At 54.5% G+C, this 11304-nt stretch carries 12 protein-coding genes; 8 read left to right on the top strand and 4 right to left on the bottom strand.

Annotation, left to right across the window (positions count from 1 at the left end; genetic code table 11):
* The first annotated feature begins 36 nt into the window (after positions 1 to 36).
* Positions 37 to 780 carry an SDR family oxidoreductase gene (locus tag ACQG22_RS19280; protein WP_013098620.1) on the top strand — a complete coding sequence of 248 codons (744 nt, stop codon included), beginning with the start codon at positions 37 to 39 and terminating at the stop codon, positions 778 to 780.
* 69 nt (positions 781 to 849) lie between these two features.
* Here the strand turns inward: ACQG22_RS19280 and ACQG22_RS19275 are convergent, their stop codons facing one another.
* Positions 850 to 2283 (bottom strand): 6-phospho-beta-glucosidase, encoded by a 1434-nt coding sequence (locus ACQG22_RS19275; RefSeq protein WP_020687084.1) that lies wholly within the window; start codon positions 2281 to 2283, stop codon positions 850 to 852.
* A 116-nt stretch (positions 2284 to 2399) separates the two neighbouring features.
* On the bottom strand, positions 2400 to 3131 hold the full coding sequence (locus ACQG22_RS19270) for a MurR/RpiR family transcriptional regulator (RefSeq protein ID WP_020687085.1): 732 nt from the start codon (positions 3129 to 3131) through the stop codon (positions 2400 to 2402).
* Between the two features lie 265 nt (positions 3132 to 3396).
* Here ACQG22_RS19270 and trhA point away from each other — a divergent pair, with 265 nt between their 5' ends.
* The gene (gene trhA / locus ACQG22_RS19265; protein WP_003863433.1) at positions 3397 to 4056 is read left to right on the top strand and encodes a PAQR family membrane homeostasis protein TrhA; all 660 of its coding nucleotides are present in this window, start codon (positions 3397 to 3399) and stop codon (positions 4054 to 4056) included.
* Positions 4057 to 4165: 109 nt separating this feature from the next.
* Here the strand turns inward: trhA and ygfZ are convergent, their stop codons facing one another.
* Positions 4166 to 5146: a tRNA-modifying protein YgfZ gene (gene ygfZ / locus ACQG22_RS19260; protein ID WP_114519398.1), complete on the bottom strand. Its 981-nt coding sequence runs from the start codon at positions 5144 to 5146 to the stop codon at positions 4166 to 4168.
* A gap of 294 nt (positions 5147 to 5440) precedes the next feature.
* Between ygfZ and sdhE the strand changes: the two genes are divergently transcribed.
* Complete coding sequence (sdhE, locus tag ACQG22_RS19255) at positions 5441 to 5707, top strand: FAD assembly factor SdhE (protein ID WP_013098615.1); 267 nt, start codon at positions 5441 to 5443, stop codon at positions 5705 to 5707.
* Positions 5688 to 6101: a protein YgfX gene (locus ACQG22_RS19250; RefSeq protein WP_020687087.1), complete on the top strand. Its 414-nt coding sequence runs from the start codon at positions 5688 to 5690 to the stop codon at positions 6099 to 6101. Before sdhE ends, ACQG22_RS19250 begins: the two co-directional genes overlap by 20 nt.
* Positions 6102 to 6107: 6 nt before the next feature.
* On the opposite strand, the gene fldB is transcribed toward ACQG22_RS19250, so the two are convergent.
* Positions 6108 to 6629 (bottom strand): flavodoxin FldB, encoded by a 522-nt coding sequence (gene fldB, locus ACQG22_RS19245; protein ID WP_013098613.1) that lies wholly within the window; start codon positions 6627 to 6629, stop codon positions 6108 to 6110.
* 101 nt (positions 6630 to 6730) lie between these two features.
* Between fldB and xerD the strand changes: the two genes are divergently transcribed.
* The 4 genes from xerD to prfB all read left to right on the top strand — a co-directional run bounded on the left by xerD (position 6731) and on the right by prfB (position 11297).
* Positions 6731 to 7627, top strand: a complete 897-nt coding sequence (gene xerD, locus ACQG22_RS19240) for a site-specific tyrosine recombinase XerD (RefSeq protein WP_040021689.1) — start codon at positions 6731 to 6733, stop codon at positions 7625 to 7627.
* Between the two features lie 28 nt (positions 7628 to 7655).
* A complete protein-coding gene (dsbC, locus tag ACQG22_RS19235) occupies positions 7656 to 8369 on the top strand; it encodes a bifunctional protein-disulfide isomerase/oxidoreductase DsbC (protein WP_013098611.1) in 714 nt (237 codons plus the stop codon).
* Positions 8370 to 8374: 5 nt separating this feature from the next.
* The gene (gene recJ / locus ACQG22_RS19230; protein ID WP_029883158.1) at positions 8375 to 10108 is read left to right on the top strand and encodes a single-stranded-DNA-specific exonuclease RecJ; all 1734 of its coding nucleotides are present in this window, start codon (positions 8375 to 8377) and stop codon (positions 10106 to 10108) included.
* A gap of 90 nt (positions 10109 to 10198) precedes the next feature.
* Positions 10199 to 11297 (top strand): peptide chain release factor 2 gene (gene prfB, locus ACQG22_RS19225; RefSeq protein WP_095908218.1). Its coding sequence is split into 2 segments (ribosomal slippage): positions 10199 to 10273 and positions 10275 to 11297, totalling 1098 coding nucleotides; the frame shifts between segments, so codons are not numbered across the junction.
* The last annotated feature ends 7 nt before the right edge of the window (positions 11298 to 11304 follow it).

Raw genomic sequence — 11304 nt, 5'->3', positions numbered from 1 at the left:
AGCCGCCATACCCGGCTTTTTTATTGGGAGAAAAGAATGGGTATTGCACTTGTAACAGGCGCCAGCCGCGGTATCGGTAAAGCCACCGCGCTGCAGTTGGCAAACGAAGGCTACACCGTGGCGGTGAATTATCACCACAATATCAAGGCTGCGACGGACGTTATCAACCAGATCGTCGGGGCGGGCGGTAAAGCCTTTGCCCTGCGCGCAGATATTAGCGATGAAGCGCAGGTACTGGCGATGTTTGACAGTCTTGACCGAGAAGCTGAGCCGCTGACGGCGCTGGTGAATAACGCCGGGATCCTGTTTGAGCAATCCACTATCGAAAATCTTTCGGCTGAACGCATTAATCGCGTGCTGGCAACCAACGTCACGGGGTATTTCCTTTGCTGCCGTGAAGCGGTAAAGCGTATGTCGCACAAACATGGCGGCAAGGGTGGGGCGATTGTGAATGTCTCCTCCGCGGCGTCACGACTGGGCGCACCGGGTGAGTATGTGGATTACGCGGCGTCCAAAGGGGCGGTGGATTCACTGACAACCGGGTTAGCGCTGGAAGTGGCGGCGCAAGGTATCCGCGTTAACTGCGTGCGCCCTGGGCTTATCTATACCGACATCCATGCCGACGGTGGAGAGCCGGGACGTGTGGATCGCGTTAAGTCGTTGCTGCCGATGCAGCGCGGCGGCCAGCCTGAAGAGGTAGCCCAGGCGATTGTCTGGCTGCTGAGCGAGAAAGCGTCGTACGTGACGGGCAGTTTTATTGAGTTAGCGGGCGGGAAGTAAACCCCTCACCCTAACCCTCTCCCCAAAAGGGAGAGGGGATCAAGCGGAGCGCCGCCCGGCGTTACAGAGTTAAAGCGTCTCGCCGTTACTGGCAATCACACCTTTATACCACTCGAAGCTTTTCTTACGGGAGCGCGACATGTCGCCCGTGCCGTCGTCGTGCTTGTTCACATAGATAAAACCATAGCGCTTGCTGTACTGGCCGGTGGTGAACGACACGCAGTCGATACAGCCCCACGGCGTATAACCCATCAGGTCCACGCCATCGTGCGTCACGGCTTTGATCATCTCTTCCACGTGAGCGCGCAGATAGTCGATGCGGTAGTCGTCGTTAATGCTGCCGTCTTCTTCCACTTTATCGTAGGCGCCAAAACCGTTCTCGACGATAAACAGCGGTTTCTGATAACGCTCGTATAGCTCACACAGAGAGTAGCGCAGACCCACAGGGTCAATCTGCCAGCCCCAGTCAGAGGCTTTCACATGCGGGTTGGGCACGCTGCCTTCAAAGCCTGAGATTGCATCGCCGGTACCGCCTTCTGCTTTGACGGCGTTAGTCATGTAATAGCTGAAACCTAAGTAGTCGCAGGTACCTTCACGCAGGATCTGCTCATCACCCGGCTCCATGTTAATGGTAAAACCACGGCGCTCCCACTCATTCAGTACATAAGACGGGTAATAACCGCGCAGCTGAACGTCAGTAAAGACATAGCGTTCACGCATGGATTCCTGGGCAAACATCACGTCCTCCGGTTTACAGGAGAACGGATAGAGCGCCACCATCGCCAGCATACAGCCGACCTTCATTTCAGGGTTAATACGACGCGCAGCTTTCACTGCCAGGGCGCTTGCCACAAACTGATGATGCAGCACCTGGTACATGGTCTCTTCCGGGTTGTCGTGCTCGGTATAGACCACACCGGAGCAGCAGTAACCGAACAGCGGGGCACGCCAGTTACGCTGGTTGTTGATTTCGTTGAAGGTCATCCAGTATTTGACCTTGTTTTTGTAACGCTCGAAGACCACTTCCGCGAAACGGACAAAGAAATCGACCACTTTACGGTTGGTCCAGGCGCCGTATTCCTGCACCAGGTGCAGCGGCATTTCGAAGTGGGAGAGGGTGATCACCGGCTCGATGTTGTACTTCAGCAATTCATCGAACAGATCGTCGTAAAACTTCAGCCCTTCTTCATTGGGCTGCGTTTCGTCACCTTTCGGGAAGATGCGCGTCCAGGCGATAGAGGTGCGGAAACATTTGAAGCCCATCTCGGCAAACAGCTTGATGTCTTCTTTGTAGTGGCCGTGGAAGTCGATGGCCTCGTGGTTTGGGTAGTATTTACCCGGTACCACTTCCTGGGTGATTTCACGGGGAACGCCATGCGCGCCACCGGTCAGCACGTCACAGATGCTCGGCCCTTTGCCGCCTTTGTTCCAGCCGCCTTCCACCTGGTGAGCAGCAACCGCGCCGCCCCATAAAAAATCTTTTGGTAAGGTTAATTTTTTCATCGCTGCTATTCTCAATTCATGACTTATTGGAATCGAGTCTAGCAAAGCGACATTAAATGTCACGATATAACAATTTGCCTGAATTGTAATTTGTCACATGCAAAAAACAGGATGTTTTATTCTGTTAATTTCTTCGCCAGTTTACGCCCGAGCGACTCCAGAATATAAATAACGGGGATTTGGGTGGTGATATCATACACGCCTGCAATACGCGTCTGTGGAACATGCCAGGAGAGATTAAAATCGGCCAGTTTTGCCAGCCGCGAGTGCTCATGGCTGGTAATGGAGAGTACCTTGCAGTGATGCAGGCTGAACTGGCTGGCGAAGCGCAGGATCTCTTCCGTTTCACCGGATACCGACAGTACAATCGCCAGCGCATTTTTGGCCATATCATTGGTCACCGGGAAATAAGGATCGTCGATATGGTTGCTGAATTTACCGATATTAGAAAAGAAGCGTGCACCATATTTTGCCAGCGAGCCTGAGGTCCCTGCGCCGACAAAGATAATTCGCTCGGACGATAATATTATCTCCACCGCTTCATCTAATAATGTATCGAACTCTTCATTATTAACGCTTTTAAAGAAGCTGATAATTTCACTGGCACCAAAATTTATCTGCTGAGGCTCATTCTGCTCCAGATAGAGCTTAAAGCGTACGCGGAATTCAGAGTAGCCTTCGCAGTTGAGTTTGCGGCAAAAGCGCAGGATAGTGGTGGTGGAGACACCTGCCGCGTCCGCCAGTTCGCGGATAGTCATGTACATCACTTTGTCACGATTTTTGATGACATAGTTGTAGACCATCATCTCCAGATTATTGAGACTGGCAATGGCGGCGTGGGTGAACATACTCACAGTGGCATAACTCTCATTCAGACCTCATTGACCCATCATAACATGCAGCCAGAGGGCAGGATCCATTTTTATACCTTTGATTCATAATGATTAAATTTTAATGTGAACAAATGTAAGGTGAAACTGTTTTTTATATATATGATTTTTATATATAAATTATGGATTGAAATTATTTTAGCTAACAGGTGTTCACTGGAATCATTCTCAGTTAGCATAGTCATGCGATGAATAATCATCTTTCGTTTTCCCGGAGTTTTGTATGGTGAGCAGACCATTAATCGCACAGGGATATTCACTGGCTGAGGAAGTAGCCAACAGCATCAGCCACGGCATTGGCCTGGTGTTTGGGATTGTCGGTTTAGTGTTATTACTGGTGCAGGCGGTGGACACCAACGCCAGTGCCATGGCCATTACCAGCTACAGCCTGTATGGCGGGAGTATGATCCTGCTGTTTCTGGCGTCGACGCTGTATCACGCCATTCCGCATCAGCGGGCAAAGATATGGCTCAAAAAATTTGACCACTGCGCTATCTATCTTCTTATTGCAGGCACCTACACGCCATTCCTGCTGGTGGGGTTGAACTCACCGCTGTCGCGTGGCCTGATGATTGTGATCTGGAGCCTGGCGCTGCTGGGGATCCTCTTTAAGCTGACCATTGCGCACCGGTTTAAGGTGCTGTCGCTGGTGACCTACCTGACGATGGGCTGGCTGTCGCTGATAGTGGTTTATCAGCTGGCGATTAAGCTGGCGGTAGGGGGCGTGACCTTGCTTGCCGTAGGCGGCGTGGTCTACTCGTTGGGCGTCATTTTCTATGTCTGCAAGCGCATCCCTTATAACCATGCCATCTGGCACGGCTTTGTACTTGGGGGCAGCGTGTGTCACTTCCTGGCCATTTATTTGTATGTGGGGCAGGTGTAGTTTTTACATCTTGCGGCCTGTTGCCCTCACCCTAACCCTCTCCCACAGCGAGAGGGAGAACACCAAAACCGTAGGCCCGGTAAGCGCAGCGCCACCGGGCGATACAGCATCACTCTTCCAGTGAATACGGCAGCGGCTCAATACTCAAGGTATTGGCATCATCACGCACGCGGAACACGCTGTCGGCTTCCATGTCGTTGTTCATCACCGCCTGCACCAGCAGACGGCCATCATCCAGCTGAACGGCGGCTAACACGGTGCCGGTACGGCGCCAGTTTTCACCCATCTTCAGTTCTAAATCTTCACCCGCTTCCGGTACACGGCTGGCGTGACCCGCCAGTGTCCACAGCGCGCGCTTATTCGCGCCGCGGAATTTTGCCCGCGCGACCATCTCCTGGCCGGTGTAACAGCCTTTTTTAAAGCTAATGCCGCCCAGCGCCTGCAGGTTGGTCGCCTGCGGAATAAACTGCGCGCTGTTGACCGCGTCAATCACCGGCAGACCCGCTTCAATGTTCAGTGCCAGCCACTGTTGGCTGTTATTGAACTGGGCTTCACCGCGCAGGGCCTCAGTTACGCGCTCGGCGGTCGCGGCGTCGGTCACCAGCAGGAAACGCTCTGCAGGGTGTTCAAACCACAGAATGGAGGTCTCACCTTCGCTAACCAACTGCTTTTCTGCATCCGGCAGTTCGTTGAACAGGTTTTTCAGCGCGGCACGCGCCTGGAAACCGGCCACGCCCAGCAGCACGTGCTCGTCATCTGGCGCAATCGTGACTTTGGAAAAGACCGCGTATTTCTTCAGCTCTTTAAGCTGGTCATCACGCAGGCTGCGGCGCTCAATAAAGGCAAAGCCATCCTGACGGCGGAACAGACGCAGGTTGCTCCACATTTTGCCTTTTGGATCGCAATGCGCAGCCAGCAGGTGCTGATGTTCGGTCATCTGGCTCACGTCTGCCGTGACCTGGCCCTGAAGGTATTTTTCGGCGTCGGCACCAACGAGTGTGGCCAGTGCCCAGTCATCAAGAGAAATAAGCGTCAGCGGCAGACGCGCAGAGGCGGCGGGCTGGCGAGGAGAAAATGGTGTAAATGCCATAACGGTATCCTGAATTGCTTAACGCTTTGATAATGCCTAATGGTAAAAGAGACTACAGCCATTGCAAGCGCTTTCAGCAGGCCATTCGTGCCATAACGCAGCAATGCGTAGCGCCACGCAAAATAGTGTAATCCGCTGTCTTTATAGGGGTTATTCTGGAAGCCCACTTCAGCTTCGCAATATTCCAGTAAAGAAACGGTCAAAAACACGTTACACTAGCGAGTGTCCCCGCAGAGAAATAAAGAAGACTGAACGGGGTACCGACTGTGCCAAACGTAATGCAGGAAACAGAACATGGATATTAACAACAAGGCCCGTATTCACTGGGCATGCCGACGCGGCATGCGTGAACTTGATATCTCCATCATGCCTTTCTTCGAATATGAGTATGACAGCTTAAGCGATGAGGATAAGCGTCTGTTTGTTCGCCTGCTTGAGTCTGACGATCCCGATTTATTCAACTGGCTGATGAACCACGGCAAGCCCGCCGACACCGAGTTGCAACGGATGGTGCAATTAATTCAAACACGGAATCGGGAACGTGGTCCTGTGGCAATCTGATCTTCGCGTCTCGTGGCGCTCGCAGTGGATGTCGTTATTGCTCCACGGCCTGGTCGCGGCATTTGTTTTACTGATGCCGTGGCCGCTTAGCTATACGCCGCTGTGGCTGTTGTTGCTGTCGTTCGTCGTTTTTGACAGCGTGCGCAGCCAGCGCCGGATCAATGCCCGCCAGGGTGAGATTAAATTACTGATGGACTCCCGCCTGCGCTGGCAGGGTCAGGAGTGGGATATCCTCGGTATGCCCTGGATGCTCAGTTCCGGCATGATGCTACGGTTACGCCAGGTGGGCGGCGGTAAGTGCCAGCATCTGTGGCTGGCCGCCGACAGTATGGATATTGCGGAGTGGCGGGAACTGCGCCGGATGCTACTGCAGCAGCAACCGACGCAGGAATAATACGCGTTAACTGAACTTCTCGGCCATTTCGCCCAGGATCTGTTCGCACCAGGTTTGCAGACGCTCGTCGCTCAGATCGTACTGGTTGGTTTCATCCAGCGCGAGCCCGACAAACAGCTGGCCGTCTGCGATAATCGGTTTTTTACTGGTAAATTCGTAACCTTCCGTTGGCCAGTAGCCGATAAACGTGACGCCCTTCGGTGCCAGCTTATCGTGCAGCATGCCGAGTGCATCCAGGAACCATTCCCCGTAACCGAACTGGTCGCCCATACCGTACATGGCAATGATTTTGCCATCGAGGTTGAGCGTATCGAGCTGATCCCAGATGGCTTCCCAGTCTTCCTGTATCTCACCGAAATCCCAGGTCGGGATGCCAAGGATCAATACGTCGTACTGCTCCATCAGCGTGAGCGCATCGTCCTTCAGGTTATGCAACGTCACCAGTTCCGGGCCAATGATGTCGCGAATTTTCTCTGCCGCCATTTCGGTGTAGCAGGTGCTGGAACCATAAAACAGACCAATATTCATCGCGTATCTATCTCAATTCTTGCTATGACTTTGCGCGTAGTGTACCAGAAACCGCTCGCAATCAGGCATAATGCCCGGATTGCAGAATCAAAGGGGCTGATGTGGAAAAGGATCTCGCACTCATCGAACAGTTTCTCGATGCGCTGTGGCTGGAGAAAAACCTGGCCCAAAATACGCTGAGCGCCTATCGGCGGGACCTCACCATGCTGGTGGAGTGGCTGGCACACCGGGGACTGTCGCTGGAGAGCGCACAAAGCGACGACCTGCAGGCGCTGCTGGGCGAGCGTATGGAGGGGGGCTACAAAGCCACCAGTTCCGCGCGTCTGCTCAGTGCAATGCGTCGACTGTTCCAGCATCTCTACCGTGAGAAAATTCGCACGGACGATCCCAGCGCCCTCCTGGCATCGCCTAAACTCCCGCAGCGGCTACCGAAAGATCTCAGCGAAGCACAAGTTGAGAGATTATTACAATCACCGGCTGTTGACCTGCCGCTGGAGTTACGCGATAAAGCCATGCTTGAGCTATTGTATGCTACCGGCTTGCGCGTTTCGGAACTGGTTGGCCTGACGATGAGCGACATCAGCTTGCGCCAGGGCGTGGTTCGTGTGATCGGTAAAGGGAACAAGGAACGGCTGGTCCCGCTGGGAGAAGAGGCGGTGTACTGGCTGGAAACGTATCTGGAACACGGTCGTCCGTGGTTGCTGAACGGCGTTTCTATCGATGTCTTGTTCCCCAGCCAGCGTGCGCAGCAGATGACGCGGCAAACGTTCTGGCATCGCATCAAGCATTACGCCACACTGGCGGGCATTGACAGCGAAAAGCTGTCGCCGCACGTGTTGCGGCATGCCTTTGCGACACATCTGCTGAACCACGGCGCCGATCTGCGCGTGGTGCAGATGCTGCTGGGACACAGCGATCTTTCCACGACGCAAATTTACACCCATGTCGCGACGGAACGCCTGCGGCAGCTACACCAACAGCACCACCCTCGCGCGTGAGTGCCGACGAATTGTTACAGGATCTTATATGAAAAAGTCTTTTGCGCTGTTCACCCTGCTGGCAGCCTCTTTTACCGGTTTTGCCCACGCGGATGACGCCGCTATCAAACAGTCGCTGACGAAACTCGGCGTGACCAGCAGCGATATTCAGCCTGCGCCGGTGGCGGGGATGAAAACCGTTTTAACCAACAGCGGCGTGCTGTACGTGACCGAAGATGGCAAACACATTATTCAGGGGCCGATGTACGACGTAAGCGGCGCGCAGCCGGTGAACGTGACCAACCAGCTGCTGATGAAAAACCTGAATGCGCTCGAAAAAGAGATGATCGTTTATAAGGCGGCGCAGGAAAAACACGTTATAACCGTCTTTACCGACATTACCTGTGGCTACTGCCACAAGCTGCATGAAGAGATGAAAGATTACAACGCACTGGGTATTACCGTGCGTTACCTGGCTTTCCCTCGCGCGGGTGTGCAGAGCCAGCCTGAGCAGGATATGAAGGCCATCTGGTGTGCAAAAGATCGTAACAAAGCGTTTGATGACGCGATGAACGGTAAGGGTGTGCAGCCGGCTTCCTGTGATATTGATATTGCCAACCACTACGCGCTGGGCGTGCAGTTTGGCGTGACCGGTACGCCAGCCATTGTCTTAAGCAACGGCTACGTTGTCCCGGGCTATCAGGGGCCAAAAGAGATGAAAGAGTTCCTCGACGCGCACCAGAAACAGTTTGGTGGTAAATAATCCGCGTGAAAGCCCCAATAAAATTGCGCCGCCGCGACGCGGTTGAACAGGTTGATTTGCCAGCCGATCTTCCGCCGCTGTTAAAGCGGCTCTACGCCAGCCGCGGCGTGCGGAGTGCAGGCGATCTTGAGCGCAGCGTCAAAGGGATGCTGCCCTGGCAGCAGCTGAACGGCATCGAAAAAGCCACTGAAATGCTCTACAACGCGCTTCGTGAAGGCACGCGCATTGTGGTGGTGGGGGATTTCGATGCCGACGGCGCCACCAGCACCGCGCTGAGCGTGCTCAGCCTGCGCGCGCTGGGCTGCGAAAACGTCACCTATCTGGTGCCTAACCGCTTTGAAGATGGTTATGGCCTTAGCCCGGAAGTGGTCGATCAGGCACATGCCCGTGGCGCGCAGATGATCCTGACCGTAGATAACGGGATCTCCTCCCATGCGGGGGTCGATCACGCGCATCAGTTGGGGATCCCGGTGCTGGTTACCGATCACCACCTGCCGGGTGAAACGCTGCCGGCCGCTGAAGCCATTATTAACCCGAACCTGCGCGACTGCGATTTCCCGTCGAAATCACTGGCGGGCGTGGGCGTGGCGTTTTATCTGATGCTGGCGCTGCGCACCCTGCTGCGGGATAAAGGCTGGTTCGAGTCCCGCGGGATCGCCGTGCCCAATCTGGCCGAGTATCTCGATCTTGTTGCGCTCGGCACCGTGGCGGACGTGGTACCGCTCGATACCAATAACCGTATCCTCACCTGGCAAGGGTTAAGCCGCATTCGTGCGGGCAAATGTCGTCCGGGTATTAAGGCGCTGCTGGAGATTGCGAACCGCGATCCGCTCAAGCTCGCCGCCAGCGATTTGGGCTTTGCCCTCGGCCCGCGCCTGAATGCGGCTGGCAGGCTGGACGATATGTCCGTCGGCGTCGCGCTGCTGCTGTGCGACAACATTGGTGAAGCACGCGTGCTGGCGAATGAACTGGATGCGCTGAACCAGACCCGCAAAGAGATCGAACAGGGAATGCAGGCTGAAGCACTAACCCTGTGTGAAAAGCTTGAACGCAGCGGTGAAACATTGCCGGGCGGGCTGGCGATGTACCACCCTGAATGGCATCAGGGGGTGGTGGGCATTCTGGCGTCGCGTATTAAAGAGCGTTTCCACCGTCCGGTGATTGCATTTGCGCCCGCAGGCGATGGCACGCTGAAGGGCTCCGGTCGTTCGATTCAGGGGCTGCACATGCGCGATGCGCTGGAGCGTCTGGATACGCTCTACCCGGGCCTGATGCTCAAATTCGGTGGTCACGCGATGGCGGCAGGCTTGTCGCTGGAAGAGGCGAAATTCGACGAGTTCCAGCGTCTGTTTGGCGAACTGGTGACTGACTGGATCGACCCTGCTCTGCTGCAGGGTGAAGTGATTTCCGACGGTGAGCTCGCACCGATGGAGATGACCATGGAAGTGGCGCAAATGCTACGCGATGCAGGCCCGTGGGGACAGATGTTCCCGGAGCCACTGTTCGATGGCCGCTTCCGTCTGCTGCAACAGCGCATCGTGGGCGAACGTCACTTGAAAGTGATGGTGGAACCGGTGGGCGGCGGCCCGCTGTTGGATGGTATTGCCTTTAACGTCGATACCGCTGTCTGGCCGGACAATGGCGTACGCGAGGTCGAACTGGCCTACAAACTGGATATCAACGAGTTTCGCGGTAACCGCTCCCTTCAAATCATCATCGACAATATCTGGCCAATTTAGCGGCAGTAATCTCTATAAAAAAGGGCGTGGATTCGGTACAATCCCGCTCTTATCACCGCATTTTGACAAGTCCATAAAAGAAAACAGACCATGTTTGAAATTAATCCGGTAAAAAACCGTATTCAGGACCTCACGGAGCGCTCTGACGTTCTTAGGGGGTATCTTTGACTACGATGCCAAGAAAGAGCGTCTTGAAGAAGTAAACGCCGAGCTGGAACAGCCGGACGTCTGGAACGAGCCTGAACGCGCGCAGGCGCTGGGTAAAGAGCGTTCCTCTCTCGAAGCTATCGTAGATACGCTGGATCAAATGGCTCAGGGGCTGGAAGACGTTTCCGGTTTGCTGGAGCTGGCTGTAGAAGCCGACGACGAAGAAACCTTTAACGAAGCCGTGGCAGAGCTCGACGTGCTGGAAGAGAAGCTGGCGCAGCTTGAGTTCCGTCGTATGTTCTCCGGCGAATACGATAGCGCTGACTGCTATCTCGATATCCAGGCAGGTTCTGGCGGTACTGAAGCGCAGGACTGGGCCAGCATGCTGATGCGCATGTATCTGCGCTGGGCTGAAGCACGTGGCTTTAAAACCGAGATTATCGAAGAGTCTGAAGGCGAAGTGGCTGGCATTAAGTCCGTCACCATCAAGATCATTGGTGACTACGCCTACGGCTGGCTGCGTACCGAAACCGGCGTTCACCGCCTGGTACGTAAGAGCCCGTTCGACTCCGGTGGTCGTCGTCATACCTCCTTCAGCTCCGCGTTTGTTTACCCCGAAGTTGACGAAGATATCGATATCGAAATCAACCCGGCAGATCTGCGTATCGACGTTTACCGCGCATCTGGCGCGGGTGGACAGCACGTTAACCGTACGGAATCAGCGGTACGTATTACCCACATTCCAACCGGGCTGGTAACACAGTGCCAGAACGACCGTTCCCAGCATAAGAACAAAGACCAGGCCATGAAGCAGATGAAAGCGAAGCTTTATGAGCTGGAAATGCAGAAGAAAAATGCTGAGAAACAGGCGATGGAAGACAACAAGTCTGATATCGGCTGGGGCAGCCAGATCCGTTCTTACGTCCTTGATGACTCCCGCATCAAAGACCTGCGTACCGGGGTTGAAACCCGTAACACGCAGGCGGTGCTGGACGGCAGCCTGGACCAATTTATCGAAGCAAGTTTGAAAGCAGGGTTATGAGGAACCA

It is taken from the genome of Enterobacter cloacae complex sp. 309I3, from assembly GCF_050031595.1.
GTDB lineage: Bacteria > Pseudomonadota > Gammaproteobacteria > Enterobacterales > Enterobacteriaceae > Enterobacter > Enterobacter cloacae.
This window is presented reverse-complemented; position numbering and strand designations above follow the sequence as displayed.